This window comes from Bacillus multifaciens (genome assembly GCF_030756675.1).
GTDB classification, from domain to species: domain Bacteria; phylum Bacillota; class Bacilli; order Bacillales; family Bacillaceae_G; genus Bacillus_A; species Bacillus_A multifaciens.
This window is the reverse complement of record NZ_JAVBXD010000018.1, coordinates 20,135-42,087: the sequence shown is the minus strand read 5'-3', so window position 1 is coordinate 42,087 and position 21,953 is coordinate 20,135. Positions and strand designations below refer to the sequence as shown.

The following is a 21,953-nucleotide window of genomic DNA, read 5'->3' as shown; positions in this document are numbered from 1 at the left end:
AACAGCTGTCTCCTAGAAAGGAGACAGCTTTTTCTTAGTGCGGAGACATTTGCCATTGATCGGATTGAGATGTCTTTTGTGTATTGGAATTGTGATTTGGTTTCGTTGTTTCTTGCTTTTCGGTTTTATGTTGTGTATTCGAATTCTGATTTGGTTTTGTTATTTCCTGTTTTTCGATTTGCTGCTGTGAATTCGAATTATGATCAGGTTTAGCTGATTCTTGTTTTTCTTGCTCTGTATTTTGACCGTTAGTTGGTTTAGCCGGTTCTTTTGTTTCAGATTGTTCTTGCGTACCTGACGCAGGATCTTGCCTTTCTAAGTTTTGATTAAAGGTCTGGCGAACTGCTTGAACGCTTACTTCGTTTGGAACGAAATAATAAATGCCATCGATTTTCGTATCTTCGCCTTCCAGTTTTACAGTTTGAATGTTAGATGCGTCAAAGCCAGAAAATTTCTTATAGAGTGCAAGACCATCGGATACAGGTATGTCTGTTTTGATATATTTCCCGATTGCTTTTGCAAGATCGTTTATTTTAAATACGGTAGAAGGTGAGTTTAATTCATGTACGACCGCTGCAAGTACTTGACGTTGACGAGTTGCGCGCCCAAAATCACCATTCGGATCTTGCTTTCTCATCCGAACATAAGCTAATGCTTCTTCTCCGTTTAAATGCTGTTGTCCTTTTTTAAACTCAATCTTTTTGTAATAGTTCACATCAGATCGTTCCCAAAAATCAAACGGAACATCGACTGTAACGCCGCCGACAGCATCGACGATACCTTTAAATCCTTTAAAGTCTAGTTTTATATAATGATCCACAGGTACTTTTAAAAAGTTTTCTACTGTGTCTTTTGTCATTTTTTCTCCGCCATAGGCATGAGCTGCGTTTATCTTATCTTTTTTATCACGCCCGGCAATTGTTACACGTGAATCACGCGGAATGCTCATTAAAGATACTTTTTGTGTATTTGGATTAATTGTTGCAAACATTAAGGAATCAGTTCGTCCGTTTTCGCCGCCTGTTGCATAATCTTCAATCCCCATAATTAAAAGGCTAAATGGTTCTTTCGTAATTTTTACATCTTCTGTACGGAGTTTCGATTTATCGTGCTGTAAGCCGCTATAAATTCCCATTAAAGAAGAATAGGAATTATAAGCATAAACTCCTCCGCCTCCGATAAGGAGAGCAAAAATGAGGAATATGAAACCTTTGCGTCTTCTTTTCTTTTTCGCTTTTCTATTCTGGAGATGATGATAACGATCTTCCATAAATAATCTCCTTTAAGTAGTATTTATTGTTGTGCTATATCTTGTTCTAAATATAGCATCTCATCTTCGTTAATTGTACATTTCCCATTTGTGATTTCAATCATCCATTCTGTAAAGGATTGTTTTTTGTCTTCCTGCACATACGTATCGAATGTAACATGATCTAAGTAATGTATATCTTTAATAGCATATATAGAGTTACGTAGTTCATGTTCAACTTTTCCAAGTAATGTATAATCAATTTCCGTTTTCATGACGCGCATCAGTTTTCGTTCAACGATGCCGATATGATTAAGACCTTCACTTGTACATTTTCCATATGCACGAATTAAACCACCCGCTCCGAGTTTAATGCCCCCGAAGTAGCGTGTGACAACGACGACAGTATCTTTTAAGTGACGCTTCTTTAATACTTCTAGAATGGGTACACCGGCCGTACCGCTCGGCTCTCCGTCATCGTTTGCTTTTTGAATTTGGTCATGTTCGCCAATTAAGTAGGCAGAGCAATTGTGGGTTGCGTTCCAATGTTGTTTTTTAATCTTTTGGATAAATTCTTGTGCTTCTTCTTCCGTTGTTGCGCGGTTTACATAGCAAATAAAGCGAGATTTTTGAATAACTATTTCGTGTTCGCCATATTCCTTTACTGTGAAATATTGTAATAGCAATGATACACGCTCCTATCCTTGTAAATTGCAACTTTTATCCCGCATTAACGGGCAGTAATACTCCCACCTCAAAATTTGACAAAAGCAAAGAAGTTAGGTGGGAGATAAACTGCCCGTAAAAGCCCGATTGGTTCAACTAATAATCAGTGGGGGGTGAAGAAAACCCCCACTGATTAAAGTTTCACTTTATCTAATCCCGAGTTGAATGTCGATTAAAGCGGGATAAATTACCAGTACTTTTTATTCTAAAAGGGCTAGTTTGGAGTTTCAAATCTTTTTTGCAGAAATTTAGCTCTTTCTATTATAATTTGAATTTTTGTGTTGTAAATTGTTGAAATAGTGTTTATAATTTTTTTCTCGTTTTCGTCAGTTAATGCACCTTTTTTCATTTTCATGTACAATAAATAATAAAACTGTTTATAAGGTAGGTACGAAAATGAAAATAGCTATTGTAACCGATAGTACGGCATATATACCCAAACATGTACGTGAAGAATTACATATACATATGATTCCTTTGAATGTTATTTTCGGAAATGAATCTTATCAAGAAGAAGTGGAAATTACAGCTGAAGATTTTTATGAGAAAGTCAGGGAGCAAGAAGAACTGCCGAAGACATCGCAACCAGCTATTGGGGAGTTTGTTAAATTATTTGAAGAGCTAGGGAAAGAGTATGATGCGGTGATTAGTGTACATCTTTCTAGCGGCATTAGTGGTACATATCAGACGGCAACGACAGCTGGTCAAATGGTAGAAGGAGTAGACGTATATACATACGACTCAGAAATTAGCTGTGAAGTACAAGGATTTTATGCACGTGAAGGTGCAAAAATGGCGAGTGAAGGAAAAAGTCCGGAAGAGATTCTTGCTCGTTTTGATGAAATGAAGAAAATGATAGATGCGTACTTCGTTGTTGATGATTTACACCATTTGCAGCGCGGCGGCCGTTTAAATAGTGCACAAGCATTTATTGGAAGTTTATTGCAAGTGAAACCGGTATTATATTTCCGTGATAAAATTATTATTCCATTTGAAAAAATCCGTACGCGTAAAAAAGCGTTAAAACGTATTGTAGAAGTCTTTGATGAACAAGCAAGCAAAGGGGTCCCAATGGAAGCGGTTATTATTCATGCAAATCGCGAAGAAGAAGCAAAAGAATGGGCACAAGAATTGAAAGAACAATACCCGCATGTTGAATTCCGAATTGGTTATTTCGGACCGGTAATTGGTACACATTTAGGTGAAGGTTCGCTTGGATTAGGATGGTATACAAAATAATAAAAAATGAAGCTCTCTTTCAAGTAGAGAGCTTTTTTGGTAAAAATATAAAAAATAAGTGATACAACTTACTTTTTATAAGAAACTATTTTATAATAAAGAAGAGGTGAAACATATGGAACATAATCCGTGTTTATGTCCAAAGTTCGAATCTGCTTTTACACTTCTTAGTAAAAAGTGGACAGGTTTAATTATTAAATCATTATTAGAAGAACCGAAACGATTTCGCGAAATTGCTGATATTATTCCAAATATGAGTGATCGTATGTTATCAGAGCGTTTAAAGGAATTAGAGAGTGAAGGAATCGTTGTGCGTGCCGTTTATCCAGAAGTGCCAGTACGTATTGAATATGGTTTAACAGATAAAGGGAAAGCGCTAGAGAGTGTCATGCAAGAAGTGCAAAAATGGGCAGAGAAATGGGTTCATTAATAAAGTGAAATTGTATGGAGTATGAGTTCGCTGAACCACTTTAGATTTTATAGAAAGTGCAAGAGAGTGCTCTTGTACTTTTTATTTTTTTATAAATACAAATTGGGCATTAGGTCGTGCGTAGTAGTGAATGGTATATTGTAAAATCCTAATAATTTTATATATATAATGAAGGGAAAGGGTGGACTGGTAAATTATTCTATGTAATAATAAGGGAGTTTGAATATGTTACATTTTTGTAAAATAACTGAAATTGTCCGACAAAGGAAAAAGGATTATCGTTTCATTTCCTTGTTTCTCTACAATAAAAAACAAGATTAGAACAGAAATGTCAAAAAACTACAAGCATAATATTACATTTCTTTTACAAAAGCGTAACATTACAAAAAAACATTGGTAATTATGGTATAAATTTATTAGATAAATTCGGGAAAATAAGAAAAAAGAAAGCGGTGTAGAACATAATGAAAAAAATTAAAATCGCATCTTGCGCATTAGCTGCAGGATTTATGATGTTTTCAGTAGTAACACCAAACGCATTTGCTGAAGATGTAAATACACAAATTCAACAACAAAAAGACACTTTACATAAACAACAACAAGAACGTGATGAAATCCAAAAACAAATGGATGAATTAAAGAAGACAGTTCAAGGATTAGATAAGTCTGTTCAAGAGAACGAAGCGAAACTTGCTGAGACGGTAAAGCAAGTAGAAGAAGCGCAAAAAACAATTGAACAAAAAGATAAAGAGATTGCAGATTTACAAACAAAAATTGCACAGCGTGAAGAACTGTTAAAGAAACGTTTAGTTGCTCTTCAAGAGAAGCCAAATACGAACGTTGTAACAGAAGTAGTTGTAAACTCTAAAAGTCTTGCAGATTTAATCGATCGTTTAACTTCTGTTTCACAAATTCTTGAGTCTGACGAAGACATTATGAAAACGCAACAAAGTGATCAAGAAAAAGTGAAAAAAGACGTAGCACTTATTAAAGAAAAACAAAAAGAATTAAAAGATGCACAAGCGAAAATTGAAACTGCGAAAAAAGAACTTGATGTTGAAAAAGCGAAAAAGCAAGCAGCAGTAGATGAGTTAAGTGCAAAAATGCAAACGGTTGTAAATGGAATGTCTAGCACAGAAGGTCAATTAAAAGACTTAGAAAAGCAAGCTCTATACTTACAAAGTTTAGCTGAGAAACCAGTACAACCAGCACAACAACAGCCAGCAAATAATGGTAGCGGACAAGAGAAACCTAAGCCAGTAAAAGAAGTCAAAGATACTCCAGCTCCTAAGGGTGGTATAATTGGAAAAGCGGAACAATACCTTGGTATGCCATATGTTTGGGGTAGCGCAAGCCCATCTAACGGTGGATTTGACTGCAGTGGTTTCATTTCTTACGTTTACGGCGTAGGTCGTCAAGATGTAAATGGATATTGGAATTCTACGACGCACATTAGCGATCCACAACCAGGTGATTTAGTATTTTTCCAAGGTACGTATAAAGCAGGTCCATCTCATATCGGTATTTATGCTGGTAACGGACAAATGATTCACGCTGGTGATAGCGGAATTGGATACTCTGATTTGAGTAGCTCTTATAACAAAAAACATTTCTTAGGATACGGTAGATTCTAAGATTTATAATCAAATAAAATACGTGTATAAAGTCGATAGCTTACTATTTTAAGAGTAGGTTATCGGCTTTTTTGATTTTTTACAAACTCTTTCCATGCTTTTATAGTAAAAGCAGAAAGGGGGGAGTGAGATGCTAGAAGGTCGTCAATTACTGTTAGAGGAAGTATCTGTATCGAAAGAAGAACTGTATCAGTTGGAGCGGAAAGGTTATATTCGTTATGAGAAAGGTGTTGTAAGGAAAAACTCTCGTTATCTGTGTCAGCGCTGCGGAAATAAAGAGCGGCGATTATTTTTTTCATTTTTATGCTATCGCTGCCGTGCGGTGTGTACGTATTGCCGGAAATGTATCATGATGGGAAGGGTGAGTGAGTGTACAGAGCTTGTTCGCTGGACTGGTCCGATACAAAACGAAGTGACCCTGAATTGTTTGAAGTGGGACGGTCAGTTATCAGAAGGGCAGCACAGAGCTGCAGACGGGATTGTCCAGGCGGTAAAGCGAAAAGAATCGTTTTTTGTTTGGGCTGTATGCGGCGCGGGGAAAACAGAGATGTTATTTCATGGTATTGAAGAAGCGCTGCGCCGCGGGGAACGTATTTGTATTGCCACGCCGCGGACGGATGTTGTACTTGAACTTTATCCGCGTTTGCAAGAAGTGTTTCCGTCTGTTTCAATTTGCGCACTATACGGTGGAAGTGATGACTTATCCAAAAATGCGCAGCTTGTTATTTCGACAACGCATCAGCTTCTTCGTTATTATAGAGCGTTTGATGTGATGATTGTGGATGAGATTGATGCCTTTCCTTATTCGATGGATGATACGCTGCAATATGCTGTTTGCTTTGCTAGTAAAGAAAATGCTTCGTTTATTTATTTGACGGCAACGCCGTCTAAAGAGTGGCAAAGAAAGCTCCGTAATGGAAAACAAAACGGTGTGATTATTCCGGCTCGCTATCATCGTTATCCCCTTCCTGTACCCCTTTTTCGCTGGTGTGGGAATTGGCGAAAATCTATCGAAAAGAAAACATTACCTTCCAACGTTTTACGATGGCTCCACATCTATTTAGAAAGACAATATCCTATATTTCTATTTGTTCCTCATGTTTGTTATGTAGAAGAAATCGTTTCTATTTTAAAATGTATCGATCATCGTATAGAAGGTGTGCATGCGGAAGATGCAAAGCGGAAAGAGAAAGTGGCTTCGTTTCGAAAAGGAGAGATTCCCTTATTAGTGACGACAACGATTTTAGAGCGGGGTGTTACTGTTTCGAATTTACAAGTAGCCGTGTTAGGGGCAGAAGAGCAGGTGTTTTCAGAAAGTGCACTCGTTCAAATTGCCGGACGTGCAGGGCGCAGTCGTCATGCTCCTTCTGGAGATGTCATCTATTTTCATTACGGCAAAACAGAGGCGATGGTTGCGGCGCAAAAACAAATTCAAATGATGAACAAACGAGCAAAGCAAGAAGGGTTAGTTGACTAATGCATTGCCTTCTTTGCGGCGATGTTGTCTCTGTTTTGCCGAGTTGGTATTCTTTTTTTGTTGAACAAGATAAGAGGGTGGTATGCACGTATTGTGAACAAAAATTCTCTTATATTACAGGAGATATTTGTGCAGATTGCGGAAGAATGTTTCAATGTCTAGCGGGTGAATATAGAAAAGGGGAATATTGCCATGATTGTTTACGCTGGAGGGAAGATCCTTATTTTCAGCATGTATATGTCAAAAATCGCTCTGTCTATGTATATAATAACTGGATGAAAGAAGTGTTAGCTCGTTTTAAGTTTCGCGGTGATGCAGCTCTTGTGCAACTATTTACTTCTTCGTTTGCCAATGCTTTTTGGCAGCATTTTTCGCATTGTAATTGTATTGTTCCAATTCCGCTTAGCTTATCACGCCAATATGAACGAGGCTTTAATCAAGCGGAATTATTAGCATCGTGCCTATCGATTCCATTGATGAAAACATCTCTTATGCGAAGCGGTGCAGAGAAGCAAAGTAAGAAAACAAGAGCAGAGCGATTGCAGCGGTCGCGACCTTTTTCTTTTGGGGAAGAAGAGTCTTTTCACGGGAAGGACATTGTCTTAATTGATGACGTGTATACAACTGGTATTACGGTGCGTCAAGCGGCGCAATGTTTCTACGAAAGAGGTGCGAAGAATGTTTCGTCTTTGACGTTATGCCGCTGATTTTTTATTTGGTTTCCTTCTTACTGATGTAGTTTGGCGCAAGTGTGCTTTCAAAGTGTTTCTATATAGGGATAGCACCACACCGCCATCAAACTAAGGTAAATTTCAAAAGAAACTCTTTTCTTTTTCTAAAAAACCAGTGTAGATCATTGGATATTCTATTTATATAAGTATATTGTACGTTTCTTAACAATATTAGAAATCGTTTATTCACAGAAGTTTTATTCTTATTGGTCATATTGTTTCACCTCATACAATTTTAATATGCTACGAAACATAGAAAAATAAGTATTCTTTTTTATGGTGAATGAATATTTGAAAGTTTCCATTCATACTTAACTAGAAAAGCAAAAAGAACTTGTAGCAATCACTACAAGTTCTTTTTGAGATAATAATAAGGGTAAAATAAACTATTTTAACAAGAAAAACAGGGGGACTATCTAGGTGAAAGTCTTTAAGTCGACATCGTAATATCACCTATTACATGCTTCGTTTTTCAATATGTATACTAAAATATTTTTGTTATATTTAGACTCACACAAATAATCTGCACATCAATTCACCTTTGATAGACAGATTATTTGTACGATAATTTATTATAAGTGCGAGAAGATTACATGAATGCTTTTAAAAGAGTTGTTATTAACGGAATTAATCCACCTAAAAATGATAAAAATGCAATTGCGATCGTCATAATAATTCCTCCTCTTAATTTTTTGAATATTAAGAATTTTGTAAGTTTAGTATATTATAGATTTGGAAATATGACAATATGTTTTTTAAAAATTGTATATCATCATAGTTTTTATCTACTCGAATTACGCAATGATACTAGTAAATTTTTGTAAGGAGAAATTCCGCCTTTTTTTATCGTGCGTCTATTATTTAATGAATTACAAATGATTGGATAAACCTGTGCATAACATAATTGTACGGGACAATTTTAAATTCGATAAGGGGGCCTGTTATGTTTCATAAGTTCAAACGTTTCTTTGCATTGTTAACTGTTTGTATATTTATTTCTTGCTCTTTTCCTATTTCATCTGTTTTTGCTAGTTCTGTACAACTATCTGGTGGGATTTTTCCGCCGTCAGAATCGTTTACTCCTGGGAGTTGGTTTTTAGGGGCAACTCCTGAGAATAGTTCAAATAAACCACCGATCGTTTTTGTGCAAGGGAAGAATGGGAATGCTAAGGATTGGTATGGTGAAACGGTCTATCACGGTATGAATGATATGTACAACAAAGCCTATAATGCAGGGTATCAAACTGTTTTTGTTCAGCTGTATGATGCGGCTGGAAAAGGCTCGGCAAGTGAGTGGGATAATGGGCGGTTGCTCGCTTCTATGCTGGAGCAAATCCATAATCATTTTGGGAAGAAGGTGAATATTGTTGCGCACAGTAAAGGCGGACCAGATACGCAAGCAGCGCTTATCCATTACGGTGCCGGCCGTTATGTTGAAAATGTAGTGACGCTTGCTTCTCCGCACTATGGATCTAATTTAGCAGATTTGGCATATAGCTGGTGGGCAGGCTGGCTTGCTTCTTTACTAGGACAACAAGATGCAGGAACGTACTCTTTGCAGACGGGGGAAATGGCGCAGTTTCGTAACATAACGGATAGTAATCCGAACGCTAAGTTGAACCGGTATTATACAGTGGCGGGAACAAGTTGGGGACCGGCCTTCTCTGCGTTGTCCGTGGGCGGGTTTTACCTCTCTTGGTATGGTGCTAATGATGGGTTAGTTAACGAATGGAGTACGAAGCTTCCTTATGGAAAACATCTATTCACAGATTCTAGTCTTGATCATGATAGCATTCGAATGGGATCATCTGTATTTTCACGGATTGAACCTTATTTGCACAGTACGTCGCCATCTCCTTCCATCGTAAACGAAACTGTATTTGAAGAATCACAAAGAAACTTGGCTGTGAATGCGAATCAAACCGTGCTTGGAGGAACGCTCCCGGCGAATAGCTGGGCGGAACAAACCTTTGCGGTGGACGCTGCAACGGATGGGAGTGTTTCTGTATTGACGGCAAATCCCAATGTGCAAATACAACTTATTGCTCCATCTGGTAAGGTGTACACAAATCAAAGTAGTAAAGCGGCAATTGGAGAAGCGTATGCTTATTTTAACGGGGCGACGATTCGAACATTCACAATCGATCAAATGGAAGAAGGAGAATGGCGGTTAAAAATGATGTCACAGAAAAAGGATGATGCGTATTTAATGCTTGCGAATTATAAACAGGCTGCACCGTTTACGTTAGAAATGCCAGGTAAAGTGAAACAAAACAAAGCGGAATTTAAGTTGACGAAATCTCAAAAACGTTCCTTGCAGCAAGGAAACGTATCTTTTGATGTGCACGTTGTAGATCGGGATGGGAAGTTAGTTTCGCAAACTAATAAACTGCAAAAAGAGGATGCATCTACATTTACTGGGAAGTTGCCGAATGTTGAAAAATCAGGTGTGTATAATGTAACGATCGATATTAAAGGGGAAAATAAAGAAGGAAAAGCATATACTCGGACAATTGTGCGTTCTGTGTATATTGAGAAATAGATATGTCGAAAGGTACAAGAAAAAGACGATAAGTCTTCTTTGACTTTCCGTTTTCTAATTCGTTATAGTCAAAGTATGAGGCAATGCCTTTATTTTAAGATTGAAGGGAATGGAACGATCATGCAAGGAAAAGTAAAATGGTTTAATTCAGAAAAAGGTTTTGGGTTTATCGAGCGCGATGGCGGAGATGATGTTTTCGTTCATTTTTCTGCGATTCAGAACGATGGATATAAAACGTTAGAAGAAGGGCAAAAAGTGGAATTTGAGATTGTAGACGGTGCGCGTGGTCCGCAAGCGGCAAACGTTGTAAAGTTATAATCATTTTATCTGAGAAACATGGTGCGCTATAAGGACCAACGTTTCACATAAGAGAACCTCCGTTGCATAGTTAACGGAGGTTTTTATATAAAGTGAAACTTTAATCAGTGGGGGTTTTCTTCATCCCCCACTGATTATTAGCCCTCACCAATCGGGCTTTTACGGGCAGTAATACTCCCACCTCAAAATTCGGTAAAAACAAAGAAGTTAGGTGGGAGTATTACTGCCCACGAATAGCGGGATAAAGAAAAAGTTGTCAAAAAGTTGTAGCAATTTTGTAACTTATTCTTCACACCTGATACAGTAAATACGATGTGAATAGGATAAAATAAGAGTAGGAAAGATAATACATTTTCTTTTCTACAAAAATCGATAAAAAAATATCGATTTTATCAAAATTTTTTAAAATGTAGGAAGGGTTTTTGATTCCTTTGTCGAAAACCTTATACATAGGCTTGAAAGGAGGAGTTCATCTATGAAATTCAACATTCGCGGTGAAAATATTGAAGTAACTCCAGCATTAAAGGAATATGTAGAGAAAAAGTTAAATAAGTTAGAACGCTATTTCGATACTTTTCCAGAAATTAAGGTAAACTTAAAAGTATACTCTGACAAGCAAAGGGTGGAAGTAACAATCCCGTTTCCAGATTTATTACTTCGCGCTGAAGAAACAAATAGCGATATGTACGCTGCTATTGATTTAGTAGTAGATAAACTGGAAAGACAAATTCGTAAACATAAAACAAAAGTAAATCGTAAGTTACGTGAGAAAGGCTCTGTAAAAGCAATGTTGATTCTTCCAGATCAACCAGCTGTGCAAGAAGAGGTTGCTGAAGATGAATTAGAGCTTGTTCGTACAAAACGATTTGACTTAAAACCAATGGATGTAGAAGAAGCGATTTTACAAATGGATATGTTAGGTCATAATTTCTTCGTCTTTACAAATTCAGACACAAATGAAACAAATGTTGTGTATGGCCGTAAAGATGGAAAATATGGTTTAATTGAAACTAAATAATCATATAAAGCAAAACGCAGCTGTCATGGCTGCGTTTTTTTAGATTGTATAGGAATGTGAGCAGACCGCTACTCTATAGATGCATAGATGCATTTAGTCGATTTGTTGTCATACATATAAAACAAGTGTTACAATTGTCAGTAGGTTTACACTTTTTTAGTTGGCGAAAGAATTCTATTTTTCATACAAAATGAAATTGAGTGTTATAGCGACCAATCAGTGAAAAGAAAAAAGACACTGATGGAAGTTTTATTTTAATAAAAGAGGAGCGTATTCTCATGATCGGTATTTTAAAAAAGGTGTTTGATACAAATGAACGTCAAATAAAACGTATGCAAAAAACCGTGGATAAAATTGAAGCGTTAGCAGATCAAATGTCACCATTGACAGATGAACAGTTAAAAGGAAAAACAGTAGAGTTTAAAGAGCGATTAACAAAAGGTGAAACAGTAGATGACGTGTTGCCAGAAGCTTTTGCTGTTGTGCGTGAAGCGGCAACACGTGTGCTTGGTATGCGTCCATACCCTGTTCAGTTAATGGGTGGTATTGCCCTGCATGAAGGGAATATCTCTGAGATGAAAACAGGGGAAGGTAAAACGTTAACTTCTACTTTACCAGTATATTTAAATGCTCTTACAGGAAAAGGTGTTCACGTTGTTACAGTCAATGAATATTTAGCACAGCGTGACGCAGGTGAAATGGGACAATTACATGAGTTCCTTGGTTTAACAGTTGGTATCAATTTAAATCATATGTCACGAGAGGAGAAGCAAGCTGCGTATGCTGCTGATATTACGTACAGCACGAATAATGAGCTTGGATTCGACTACTTACGTGACAACATGGTGCTTTATAAAGAGCAGTGTGTACAGCGTCCACTGCACTTTGCCATCATCGATGAAGTAGACTCCATTTTAATTGATGAAGCACGTACACCGCTTATCATTTCTGGACAAGCGCAAAAATCTGCAGAATTATATATATTTGCGAATGCATTTGTGCGTACGCTAACAAATGAAAAAGAATATTCGTTTGATGTGAAAACGAAAAACGTTATGTTGACAGAAGAAGGAATCAACAAAGCAGAAAAATCGTTCCACATTGAAAATTTATTTGATTTAAAACATGTAGCGCTTCTTCACCATATTAATCAGGCGCTTCGTGCTCATGTTGTCATGCAGCGTGATACAGATTATGTTGTGCAAGAAGGCGAAATCGTAATTGTTGACCAATTTACAGGTCGTCTTATGAAAGGGCGCCGCTACAGCGAAGGATTGCATCAAGCGATTGAGGCAAAAGAAGGCGTAGAAATTCAAAATGAAAGTATGACGCTTGCGACAATCACATTCCAAAACTACTTCCGTATGTATGAGAAGCTTTCTGGAATGACAGGTACAGCGAAAACAGAAGAAGAAGAATTCCGTAACATCTATAATATGCAAGTTATTGTGATTCCGACGAATAAGCCAATTGTTCGTGACGATCGTGCAGATTTAATCTTTAAAACAATGGAAGGAAAGTTTAACGCCGTTGTAAATGATATTGTTGAGCGTCATAAAAAAGGACAACCTGTTCTTGTTGGTACAGTAGCAATTGAAACATCTGAGTTAATTTCGAAGATGTTAACGAGAAAAGGTGTACGTCATAATGTCTTAAATGCGAAAAACCATGCGCGTGAGGCAGAAATTGTTGCTGAAGCAGGTCATCAAGGTGCGGTGACAATCGCGACAAACATGGCTGGACGTGGTACGGATATTAAACTTGCAGATGGCGTACGTGAAGTCGGAGGTTTAGCTGTTATCGGTACAGAGCGTCATGAAAGCCGACGTATCGATAATCAGCTGCGCGGTCGTTCTGGACGTCAAGGAGACTCAGGTGTGACGCAGTTCTACCTTTCAATGGAAGATGAACTGATGCGTCGTTTTGGTGCTGATAATATGAAAGCGATGATGGATCGTTTAGGTATGGATGATACACAGCCAATCGAAAGTAAAATGGTATCTCGCGCTGTTGAATCTGCCCAAAAACGAGTAGAGGGTAATAACTACGATGCGCGTAAGCAGCTGCTTCAATACGACGATGTACTTCGTCAGCAGCGTGAAGTTATTTACAAGCAGCGTCAAGATGTAATGGAATCAGAAAATCTGCGCGGCATTGTTGAAGGAATGATGCATTCTACAGTAGAGCGTGCGGTAGCTCTTCACACGCAAGAGGAATTAGAAGAAGAGTGGAACATTGCTGGTCTTGTTGAGTACTTAAATTCAACTCTTCTACAAGACGGCGATGTGAAAGAAGACGAATTACGCCGCCTAGCGCCAGAAGAAATGATTGATAGCATCTTTACGAAAGTGAAAGCACACTACGACGAGAAAGAAGCGCAAATGCCAGAAGCACAAATACGTGAATTTGAAAAAGTAGTTGTGTTCCGCGTTGTAGACTCGAAGTGGATGGATCACATCGATGCAATGGATCACTTACGTGAAGGTATTCATTTACGCGCGTATGGTCAAATTGATCCACTTCGCGAATATCAAATGGAAGGCTTTGCGATGTTTGAAGCGATGATTGCTTCTATTGAAGAAGAAATTTCTCGTTACATCATGAAGGCGGAAATCGAACAAAACTTAGAACGTCAAGAAGTAGCACAAGGAGAAGCGGTTCATCCGACAGATGGCGACGAACCTGCAAAGAAAAAACCAGTCGTAAAAAATGACCAAACAGGCCGCAACGACTTATGCACATGCGGCAGTGGGAAAAAATATAAAAACTGCTGTGGAATCGGGAAATAAAGAAAAGCGGAAGCGGCTCGTTTAGAATCGCAGGACGCCCCCGACAGAGAGGTGCTTTATGCCTCGTCCGAGGGGGCGAAACGACCGGAGATTCTAGCCGCAGGAGCTGGACAAAAAGAAAAGCGGAGCCGACTCGCTTAGAATGTTTTTTCTCATGAATGGAAATTTTTGATAAACATTCATATAATAACAAGAGATGAACTCTCTCTCGCAAAAGCAGAGAGAGTTTGCCTTGTTGCTAGGATAATGTAGTGAAGGGCTTACCGCTCTTTCGTATGGAATAAATGAAGTAATTACATAGAGGTGACAAAAATGGAATTAGTAGAAATTAGACAAGAATTAGAGAAAATGGCTAAGAGATTAGCGGCGTTTAGGGGGTCTCTTTGACCTCGCTGGAAAAGAAAAACGAATCGCAGAACTAGAAGAAATTATGATGGGTGCGAGCTTCTGGGATGATCAAAAGAGTGCACAAACAGTTATTAATGAAGCAAATGCTTTAAAAGATATGGTTGGTAAGTTTAACACGCTGAATGAAACGTTTGAAAATCTAGAAGTAACACATGAACTTGTAAAAGAAGAATACGATGAAGAATTACATGCGGAGCTTGAAAGCGAAGTGAAAACTTTATCTGCAGATATGAACGAATACGAACTTCAATTATTACTAAATGAAGAACACGACAAGAATAATGCTATTTTAGAGTTGCATCCAGGTGCAGGTGGAACAGAATCACAGGATTGGGGTTCTATGCTGCTTCGTATGTATACACGCTGGGCAGAAAAACGCGGCTTTAAAGTAGAAACGTTAGATTATCTTCCTGGAGATGAAGCTGGGATTAAAAGCGTTACGTTATTAATTAAAGGACATAATGCTTACGGTTATTTAAAAGCAGAAAAAGGCGTGCATCGTCTTGTTCGTATTTCACCATTCGATTCATCTGGCCGTCGTCATACATCGTTCGTATCTTGTGAAGTTGTACCAGAGTTTAACGATGATATTGAAATTGAAATACGTACAGAGGATTTAAAAATAGATACGTACCGTGCAAGTGGTGCGGGTGGACAGCATATTAATACGACTGACTCAGCTGTACGTATTACACATATTCCAACAAATGTTGTGGTAACATGTCAATCTGAGCGTTCACAAATTAAAAACCGTGAGCATGCAATGAAAATGTTGAAAGCGAAACTGTACCAACAAAAATTAGAAGAACAACAAGCAGAGCTTGATGAAATTCGCGGTGAACAAAAAGAAATTGGCTGGGGAAGTCAAATTCGTTCATACGTATTCCATCCATATTCTCTTGTAAAAGATCACCGTACAAATACAGAGGTCGGGAATGTTCAAGCAGTTATGGACGGAGAAATTGATGCATTTATTGATGCATATTTACGTTCCCGTATTTCGTAAATAAAAAAATGCCAACAAGGCGTTGGCGCATACGTGAGGAAATGCGAAGTATACCTTCTATCTAGAGGGAGAGAAAGAGGAGAGAAGTTGCATCACAACTTCTCTTTTTGGTGGGTGTAGTTGTAGCATACAAGTCGTATATTACTTTGTAAAAAGTAGAAAATAATAAAATGCTGCATGTGATAGAACAAAAAATAAAGTGCATTTTGGATTCTTTATACGATATAAATACAAATTGAAAAGCTGACATAAAAATCTTTTCTTTTTAGATAGGCGAAAGCATCTTGCCTAAAACAAAGGGAGGAAGCGAATGCAGATTATGCTTTATCCCGCATTAACGGGCAGTAAGACCCCCACCTCAAGGTTCAGAGGGAAGCGAAGAAGATAGGTGGGGGATAACTGCCCGTAAAAGCCCGATTGGTTCAACTAACCATCAGTGAGAAAAGCGTCACTGATGGAAGTTTCACTTTATTCTGCATAGCGGTGATGTATATGTTGAAAAATCAAAATGGATTGATATGGAAAACTTTTATTTTTTGTATCCTATCATTTGTTCACGAAATTGAAACAATTACTGAAAAGCCTTGAGCCTGCAAGAGACTACCCTAATTCAAGGGAATATCGGGTGATCAGGTAAGTTTTGAAATTTCAGGAAAATCATTATAATGCTATTGAGAGGTCAATTCATAGTAGGGAGCGATATAGATGAAAAAGAAGTTATTGACGATTGTATTAGGCGCATCGTTAGCCCTTACAGTAGGAGCATGTGGAAAAAAAGAAGAAAGTAAACCTTCTAGCCCCGGCCAAGGAGCAAGTGCTGATAGCGCTGAGAAAGTATTTCAAAAAAGCTGTGCAGGTTGCCACGGTAATGACTTACAAGGATTATCTGGACCAGCATTAGAAAAAGTAGGCGGAAAGTACGGGAAAGAAGATATTGAAAAAATTATCACGAAAGGCCGCGGCGCTATGCCAGCTGGTCTAATCCAAGGCGAAGATGCGAAAAAAGTAGCAGAATGGCTAGCTGAGAAGAAGTAAAATAGAAAAGCGGAAGCGGCTCGTTCAGAATGGGAGGGGGATGGAGCTCCTGACAGAGAGGCGTATTGTGCCTCGGAGGAAGGCGCGAAGCCACCGACCATTCTAGCCGCAGGAGCTGGACAAAATAGAAAAGCGGAGCCGACTGTTCAGGCCTGGTGGCTAAGGTTCTTTCACACAGAAGGTGCTTTTTACCTTCTCGTGTGGAAGGTTCTTAGACATGAGGGCCTAGGAGGCAGAGCTAGACAAGAAAGAAAAGCGGAGCCGACTTACTCAGAATCTCATCATGAAATATCAACAAATAAGACCTTATTGTGTGACAACAGGAGGTCTTATTTATTTGGGTTATGTCGTATATTTCGTACCGTGTAACATAACTGTAACAAACTTGTATCCGAATTTAAAAGCGAATAATGGTACAATGTAGGGCGTAGTGCCTTTTTGTAGAATTTTGCAGAAAAAGTTTTACATATTTAGAAGTTGAAATAGTGAAAAACGTAGAAAACGACCGAAGATTTTAGCAATTATAGTTAAACATCGAAGAATAAAAAGTGTCGAAAAAATCATTAGTATTGGGTGATAAATAATGATAACAATGACGAATGTTTATAAGGAGTATCCAAATGGCATGAAAGCCGTTAATGGACTCACAGTAAAAATTAAGCAAGGCGAATTCGTATATGTAGTAGGACCGAGTGGAGCCGGGAAATCTACATTTATTAAAATGATGTATCGTGAAGAAAAACCAACTACAGGATCTATTAATGTAAATGGTTTAGTAATTGAATCTTTAGCAGAGCGTGACGTACCGTATTTCCGTCGTCAGCTAGGCGTAATTTTCCAAGATTTTAAGTTACTTCCGAAGTTAACTGTATATGAAAATGTTGCATTTGCTTTAGAAGTTATCGAAGAAGACCGAGACGTGATTCGTGAGCGCGTTACGGAAGTATTAAGTCTGGTAGGTCTTGAAGATCGTGCCGGTTCATTGCCAAGTGAGCTTTCTGGTGGGGAACAACAACGTATTGCAATTGCAAGAGCAATCGTGAATCGTCCGAAAGTTGTAATTGCCGATGAACCAACAGGTAACCTTGATATGGATACAGCGATGGATATTATGAATATTTTTAAGCGCATTAATGATCGCGGTACAACGATTATTATGGCGACGCATAATGCGGATATTGTAAATACAATTCGTCATCGTGTAATTGCAATTGAAGGTGGAAAAATTGTTCGAGACGAGATTGAGGGAGGATACGGATATGAAGACTAAAACCCTTAGTCGCCATTTACGAGAAGGTGTCAAAAATTTATCCCGTAACGGATGGATGACATTTGCCTCTGTAAGTGCAGTAACAGTTACATTACTACTTGTAGGTGTCTTTTTAACAGCGATTATGAATATGAACCATGTTGCGACGAAAGTAGAGCAAGATGTAGAAATTCGTGTACACATTGATCCAGCAGCTAAGAAAGAGGATCAAAAGAAATTAAAAGAAGATATTACAAAGATTTCGAAAGTCGATTCTGTTAAATATTCTTCTAAAGACGAAGAACTAAAAAAATTGATTAAAAGTTTAGGCGATAGCGGGAAAACATTCGAGCTATTTGAGCAAGATAACCCGTTAAAAGACGTATATGTTGTAAAAGCGAAAGAACCAACTGATACAGCTACTATTGCAAAGAAAATTGCAAAAATGCAATTTGTAAATAAGGTACAATACGGACAAGGTGAAGTAGAAAAACTATTTGAAACAGTAAAAACTGGCCGTAATATTGGGATTATCTTAATTGCTGGTCTATTATTCACAGCGATGTTCTTAATCTCTAATACAATTAAAATTACAATCTATGCACGAAGCACTGAAATTGAAATTATGAAACTTGTTGGGGCAACAAACTGGTTTATTCGTTGGCCATTCTTATTAGAAGGATTATTCCTAGGTGTACTAGGTTCAATCATTCCGATCATTATGATTCTGATTTCATATAATTCAATTCAAGCTATGTTTAATGAGAAATTTGCAGGAACAATTTTTGAGTTGCTTCCATACAGCCCGTTCGTTTTTGAACTATCGGGATTATTAATGCTAATTGGTGCATTAATTGGTATGTGGGGAAGCGTTATGTCAATCCGTCGTTTCTTAAAAATATAAGTGTAAAAAGTTGCAAACATATTTCGTACAAGCTTATCATATAGTAGAAATAGTTAAAGGCATCGCACAGTGTGTGATGCCTTTTCATACACCATTGTGTGTTCGGAAAGGGGAATTCCGCATTGAAACGTAGAGTTGCGATTATAGGGATGGTTGTAGCGTTTTTCATTGGCGCTGGCGGAATGTTTGCGGGTATATATTGGCTTGGCGGCCCTTATATGGCGCAATCTATTACAGGGAAAAGTGCCAATGTAAAACAAGAGGATTTGGACAAAATTCGCGAAGCGTATGCATTAATTGATTCACGTTATGTTGAGGAAGTGAAGGATGACAAGCTAGTTGAAGGAGCTATTCAAGGGATGCTGGCAACGCTGAAAGACCCATATTCTACATACATGGATAAGAAAACAGCGACGCAATTTGAGCAATCGCTTGATCCAGAGCTAGAAGGAATTGGTGCTGAAGTAAATAAAACGGATGAGAAATTAATCATTGTTTCACCGATTAAAGATTCTCCGGCGGAAAAAGCAGGTCTGAAACCGAACGATCAAATTTTAACAGTTGATGGGAATGGTGTGAAAGACTTATCCCGCGAGGAAGCAGTTATGAAGATTCGCGGAAAAAAAGGGACAACAGTTACGCTTGAAGTGAAGCGTTCAGGAGTTACTGATCCGCTAACATTTAAAATTAAGCGTGATAAAATTCCGATTTTCACTGTATTTAGTTCTGTGAAGAAAGAGAATGGAAAGGATATTGGATATATACAAATTACATCATTCTCTGAAAAAACAGCGAAAGAATTTAAAGATCAGTTGAAAGAGCTTGAAAAGAAAAATATACAAGGGCTTGTTATTGATGTGCGCGGAAATCCAGGCGGCTATTTAACAAGTGTTGAAGACATTTTAAAAGAAATTATGACAGATAGAAAACCAATGCTTCAAGTCGAACAGCGAAATGGCGAGAAGCAAAAGTTCTACACATCGTTAAAAGAAAGAAAACCGTATCCAATCTCTGTATTAGTTGATAAAGGTAGTGCCTCTGCTTCTGAAATTTTAGCGGGAGCGTTGAAAGAAGGAGAAGGCTATCCTCTTATTGGTGAGAAAACATTTGGAAAAGGTACTGTTCAGCAAGCTGTACCGTTTACAGATGGCAGCAATATTAAACTGACAATGTTTAAATGGCTAACACCAGAAGGCAATTGGATTCATAAAAAAGGAATTGAGCCGACGGTTGAAGTGAAGCAACCAGATTACTACTACGCAACGCCAATTCAAATTGAAAAAACGTTGTCTTATAATGATAACGATGAGCAAGTGAAGCATGCACAAGAGATGTTAAAGAGTCTTGGCTATGAGCCAGGTCGTGAAGATGGCTATTTTAGTAAAGAAACAGAAGCAGCTGTGAAAGCATTCCAAAATGCAAGCAGTATGGATGCAACGGGTAAGCTTGATAAAAAGACTGCAGAGGCAATCCAGAATAAAATTGTTGAAAAAATCCGTTCTGGTGAAAACGATATGCAACTTCAAACAGCACTGAAATTAATGGCGAAATAAGAAAAGCTGCCGGGCAACCCCCGGCAGCTTTTCTATGTATATCCACTTTGATTTTTTAACATCTCAGTCGTTGCCGCGTAGAACAAAACGTGCCCGCTACGTGCTTTCTCTCTTTGTTTTAAACTTTGCATGTGGCAGGGAAAAGGACCTGACCGCTTCTATGCATGGCCAGAAGCTTTCGCCCTTCCCTAAAAACATCCATGATTTTGCACTCACATCCCTTACATGAAAATGGGTTTATCACACCTAAAACCTTTCTATACTGAATAGTAATGATGGATAGCCGAGTACGTATTTCTTTATGGTGGGTAAAACCCTGACCTAAAAACTGTAAGAGAGAGATTGGTGCACATCCCTTTGTTGACAGAAGATCCTTCGTCTGATCACGTACAGAAAAATGTTGATTTTCCGTTTCTCTCTACTATCCATCTCATTTCAATTTAGGGAGGATATATTATGGATACATTACACACACATTGCGCAGGTCTAGATGTACATCAAAAAGAGATAGTTGTTTGTATTTTAATTGGTTCATCGGACGAAACCCTTATAAAGGAAGTCCGTACATTTCCTACAATGACAAAGAATCTTTTTGACATGCTTCGGTGGTTAGAATCTCTTGGTATTACTCATATTGCGATGGAGAGCACAGGTGTATATTGGAAACCGGTCTACAATATTATAGAAGACTTTTTTGATATTACCCTTGCCAATGCACAACGAATTAAGAATGTTCCTGGACGAAAAACAGATGTAGCTGATGCGGAATGGATTGCCAAACTTCTTCGATATGGATTGATTGAAAAGAGTTTTGTTCCACCAGCGGATATTCGGGAACTTCGTGATTTGACTCGTCGCCGAAAAAAAGTAATCGGTGATATGACAGCGGAAAAAAACAGAATCCAAAAAACATTAGAGTGTTCTAATATTAAGTTAGGATCTGTTATTTCTGATGTATTTGGCGTATCCGGACGAAAATTATTAACTCGTCTTGTAGAACAGGGATACGTGAATTTACAAGATGTCGAAGAGACCATTCACACAAAAATGATGCCAAAAGCCCAAGATATTTCAGATTCCTTATTCGGCACATTAAACGAACATCAAATTTTCTTAATTCGGCATTCATGGAATCACATCTTATTTCTCGAACAAGCTATTGAACAATTAGAAGCAAGAATAGATGAACTATTACTTCCGTATCAGGAACAAGTGGAACTTTTATTAACAATACCAGGTGTGAAAAAAAACACGGTCGCAAGTATCATCGCAGAGATTGGTATCGAAATGAGCCAATTCCCTTCTGCGCAGCATCTATCCTCTTGGGCAGGTGTATCACCAGGCAATCATGAAAGTGCCGGTAAAAAAAAAGCACCCGGACTATAAAAGGAAATCCGCATATCAAAACAACACTTTGTGAAGTAGCATGGGCCATTTCACGTATGCGGAAAACATGGTTATCAGGAAAATTCTGGTCTTTAGCCGCACGAAGAGGAAAGAGAAAAGCAATCATCGCCATTGCGCATAAAGTAATTAAGGTAATATACCATATATTGAAACAACGAACGGCATTTATTGAATACTCAAAATTACTAGCATAGACCAGTTTCCAATTTCATATACACAACTACTGAAAAAATATCTA

The 21,953-nt window shown here is 38.1% G+C and carries 16 protein-coding genes and 1 pseudogene; 15 read left to right on the top strand and 2 right to left on the bottom strand.

Going from position 1 to position 21,953, the window contains the following annotated elements:
• Positions 1-34 precede the first annotated feature (34 nt).
• Together Q9306_RS13130 and Q9306_RS13125 are read right to left on the bottom strand one after the other, a co-directional pair.
• Positions 35-1,270: an LCP family protein gene (locus Q9306_RS13130; protein WP_306199083.1), complete on the bottom strand. Its 1,236-nt coding sequence runs from the start codon at positions 1,268-1,270 to the stop codon at positions 35-37.
• 23 nt (positions 1,271-1,293) lie between these two features.
• On the bottom strand, positions 1,294-1,935 hold the full coding sequence (locus tag Q9306_RS13125) for a YigZ family protein (protein WP_306199081.1): 642 nt from the start codon (positions 1,933-1,935) through the stop codon (positions 1,294-1,296).
• A gap of 436 nt (positions 1,936-2,371) precedes the next feature.
• On the opposite strand from Q9306_RS13125, the gene Q9306_RS13120 reads away from it, so the two are divergent.
• From Q9306_RS13120 to Q9306_RS13050, 15 genes and pseudogenes are all read left to right on the top strand, one after another.
• The gene (locus tag Q9306_RS13120; RefSeq protein ID WP_306199078.1) at positions 2,372-3,214 is read left to right on the top strand and encodes a DegV family protein; all 843 of its coding nucleotides are present in this window, start codon (positions 2,372-2,374) and stop codon (positions 3,212-3,214) included.
• A gap of 115 nt (positions 3,215-3,329) precedes the next feature.
• A complete protein-coding gene (locus Q9306_RS13115; protein ID WP_020062835.1) occupies positions 3,330-3,644 on the top strand; it encodes a winged helix-turn-helix transcriptional regulator in 315 nt (104 codons plus the stop codon).
• 464 nt (positions 3,645-4,108) lie between these two features.
• A complete protein-coding gene (locus tag Q9306_RS13110) occupies positions 4,109-5,278 on the top strand; it encodes a C40 family peptidase (RefSeq protein ID WP_371932382.1) in 1,170 nt (389 codons plus the stop codon).
• A 130-nt stretch (positions 5,279-5,408) separates the two neighbouring features.
• Positions 5,409-6,755, top strand: a complete 1,347-nt coding sequence (locus Q9306_RS13105; RefSeq protein ID WP_306199073.1) for an ATP-dependent helicase ComFA — start codon at positions 5,409-5,411, stop codon at positions 6,753-6,755.
• A complete protein-coding gene (locus Q9306_RS13100) occupies positions 6,755-7,462 on the top strand; it encodes a ComF family protein (RefSeq protein ID WP_306199070.1) in 708 nt (235 codons plus the stop codon). Before Q9306_RS13105 ends, Q9306_RS13100 begins: the two co-directional genes overlap by 1 nt.
• A gap of 967 nt (positions 7,463-8,429) precedes the next feature.
• Complete coding sequence (locus Q9306_RS13095; RefSeq protein WP_306199068.1) at positions 8,430-10,028, top strand: esterase/lipase family protein; 1,599 nt, start codon at positions 8,430-8,432, stop codon at positions 10,026-10,028.
• 117 nt (positions 10,029-10,145) lie between these two features.
• A complete protein-coding gene (locus Q9306_RS13090) occupies positions 10,146-10,346 on the top strand; it encodes a cold-shock protein (RefSeq protein ID WP_306199151.1) in 201 nt (66 codons plus the stop codon).
• Between the two features lie 475 nt (positions 10,347-10,821).
• Entirely contained in the window at positions 10,822-11,364 is a 543-nt protein-coding gene (hpf, locus tag Q9306_RS13085) for a ribosome hibernation-promoting factor, HPF/YfiA family (protein WP_306199066.1), read from the top strand.
• A gap of 278 nt (positions 11,365-11,642) precedes the next feature.
• Entirely contained in the window at positions 11,643-14,153 is a 2,511-nt protein-coding gene (secA, locus tag Q9306_RS13080; protein WP_306199065.1) for a preprotein translocase subunit SecA, read from the top strand.
• A gap of 312 nt (positions 14,154-14,465) precedes the next feature.
• Positions 14,466-15,567 (top strand): peptide chain release factor 2 gene (prfB, locus tag Q9306_RS13075; protein ID WP_306199063.1). Its coding sequence is split into 2 segments (ribosomal slippage): positions 14,466-14,537 and positions 14,539-15,567, totalling 1,101 coding nucleotides; the frame shifts between segments, so codons are not numbered across the junction.
• A gap of 705 nt (positions 15,568-16,272) precedes the next feature.
• Positions 16,273-16,602 carry a cytochrome c551 gene (gene cccB / locus Q9306_RS13070; RefSeq protein ID WP_306199061.1) on the top strand — a complete coding sequence of 110 codons (330 nt, stop codon included), beginning with the start codon at positions 16,273-16,275 and terminating at the stop codon, positions 16,600-16,602.
• Positions 16,603-17,185: 583 nt separating this feature from the next.
• Positions 17,186-17,872, top strand: coding sequence for a cell division ATP-binding protein FtsE (gene ftsE / locus Q9306_RS13065; protein WP_306199059.1), 687 nt, complete (start codon positions 17,186-17,188; stop codon positions 17,870-17,872).
• Positions 17,862-18,755 carry a permease-like cell division protein FtsX gene (gene ftsX / locus Q9306_RS13060; RefSeq protein ID WP_306199057.1) on the top strand — a complete coding sequence of 298 codons (894 nt, stop codon included), beginning with the start codon at positions 17,862-17,864 and terminating at the stop codon, positions 18,753-18,755. The genes ftsE and ftsX overlap by 11 nt, the downstream gene beginning before the upstream one ends.
• Positions 18,756-18,877: 122 nt before the next feature.
• Positions 18,878-20,308, top strand: coding sequence for a S41 family peptidase (locus tag Q9306_RS13055; RefSeq protein ID WP_306199055.1), 1,431 nt, complete (start codon positions 18,878-18,880; stop codon positions 20,306-20,308).
• 456 nt (positions 20,309-20,764) lie between these two features.
• Positions 20,765-21,909 (top strand): annotated as a pseudogene (locus tag Q9306_RS13050) (IS110 family RNA-guided transposase).
• Positions 21,910-21,953 lie beyond the last annotated feature (44 nt).

Excerpts from the sequence above, each read along its gene's own strand:
- Q9306_RS13130 (WP_306199083.1), bottom strand. The coding sequence starts at position 1,270 with ATGGAAGATCGTTATCATCATCTCCAGAATAGAAAAGCGAAAAAGAAA.
- Q9306_RS13120 (WP_306199078.1), top strand. The coding sequence starts at position 2,372 with ATGAAAATAGCTATTGTAACCGATAGTACGGCATATATACCCAAACAT.
- Q9306_RS13115 (WP_020062835.1), top strand. The coding sequence starts at position 3,330 with ATGGAACATAATCCGTGTTTATGTCCAAAGTTCGAATCTGCTTTTACA.
- Q9306_RS13110 (WP_371932382.1), top strand. The coding sequence starts at position 4,109 with ATGAAAAAAATTAAAATCGCATCTTGCGCATTAGCTGCAGGATTTATG.
- Q9306_RS13105 (WP_306199073.1), top strand. The coding sequence starts at position 5,409 with ATGCTAGAAGGTCGTCAATTACTGTTAGAGGAAGTATCTGTATCGAAA.
- Q9306_RS13100 (WP_306199070.1), top strand. The coding sequence starts at position 6,755 with ATGCATTGCCTTCTTTGCGGCGATGTTGTCTCTGTTTTGCCGAGTTGG.
- Q9306_RS13095 (WP_306199068.1), top strand. The coding sequence starts at position 8,430 with ATGTTTCATAAGTTCAAACGTTTCTTTGCATTGTTAACTGTTTGTATA.
- hpf (WP_306199066.1), top strand. The coding sequence starts at position 10,822 with ATGAAATTCAACATTCGCGGTGAAAATATTGAAGTAACTCCAGCATTA.
- secA (WP_306199065.1), top strand. The coding sequence starts at position 11,643 with ATGATCGGTATTTTAAAAAAGGTGTTTGATACAAATGAACGTCAAATA.
- cccB (WP_306199061.1), top strand. The coding sequence starts at position 16,273 with ATGAAAAAGAAGTTATTGACGATTGTATTAGGCGCATCGTTAGCCCTT.
- ftsE (WP_306199059.1), top strand. The coding sequence starts at position 17,186 with ATGATAACAATGACGAATGTTTATAAGGAGTATCCAAATGGCATGAAA.
- ftsX (WP_306199057.1), top strand. The coding sequence starts at position 17,862 with ATGAAGACTAAAACCCTTAGTCGCCATTTACGAGAAGGTGTCAAAAAT.